The organism is Stenotrophomonas nitritireducens (assembly GCF_001431425.1).
Lineage (GTDB): Bacteria > Pseudomonadota > Gammaproteobacteria > Xanthomonadales > Xanthomonadaceae > Stenotrophomonas > Stenotrophomonas nitritireducens.
The window spans coordinates 1-1,033 of the sequence record NZ_LDJG01000058.1; the positions used below are offsets into that span (position 1 = coordinate 1).

A 1,033-nucleotide genomic window follows, 5' to 3' on the forward strand; every position below is an offset into this window, starting at 1 on the left:
CGATGGGACGATAGAACACCTTTGATGTTGAAATGTCCTTGTGCATGTCTTCGTCTCCTTTCGGGTGCGCTACATCACCGGCTCCTTTCTTGCCCAAGGGCTGTTGTGTCGTTATGGCCTGCGACGGACGCTTGAGGCGATGCCCTAAGCGAAGGCGGAGGAGGCCATTGGCGTCCGCCGCAGGTGGCCTTGTCTTGCTTGATATGCAAGAATCGATCAGTTGCCGGCCCATCGAGCGATGAGGACGCAAGCTCGATATTGGCGCTCACGGTACCAGCGTCATAGGTGGCGCAAAGCCCATCAAGACCGATTTGGTATGGTCTGATATCCAGACGGTTCAAGACCAGCGAGTTGAAGCGTTCGACGCCCCTACGTCCAGTTGGGGACTGGAAATCAGCGGTTAGTGATGCATCGCTCCACATGCTGATATATCGACAAAGTATCTGCCGCAGTACCAGTGACCCTGCCAGGTTGCCCCAGCACATAGGAGACGGAGATGGCTGAACATTCCCATGAACATCAACATCACACATCCGGTCAGATGGGTAAGCACGGCCGACCATACGCCAAGTTCTGGGTGAACATGGTGTTGGGCCTCGTCGTCATGTACTTCGTAATGTTCAGCATGATCGACGGCGCCAGGGACTTCAGAAACAATCTCAACATGCTCTACATGGCGGTCACTATGTGGGCGCCAATGGGCATCTTCATGCTAGCGACAATGCCCGGCATGTTTCTAAACCGGCGGCTCAATCTCGTGCTGTACGGCTTGTTTGCCGTTCTCACACTCGGTTCTTTTGCCGCTACCCGTGCTCAAACCGGAATCGGCGATCGACAGTTCATCGCGTCTATGGTCCCGCACCATTCGGGAGCGATCCTCATGTGCCGCGAGGCGCAGCTCTCAGATCCGGAACTCGTCAACCTATGCCAAGCGATTTCCGATGGCCAGCGCGCGGAGATCTGGCCCTTATACACATCTGACGGTGCCGAGGATACTCCTTGGGTAAATGCCCGTGTTCGGCTAGGTATGACA

General features: G+C 55.5%; 1 protein-coding gene. It reads left to right on the top strand.

From position 1 onward, the window contains the following. Positions 1–496: 496 nt before the first annotated feature. On the top strand, positions 497–1,033 hold a 537-nt coding region (locus ABB22_RS17400), incomplete at its 3' end, for a DUF305 domain-containing protein (RefSeq protein WP_244481363.1).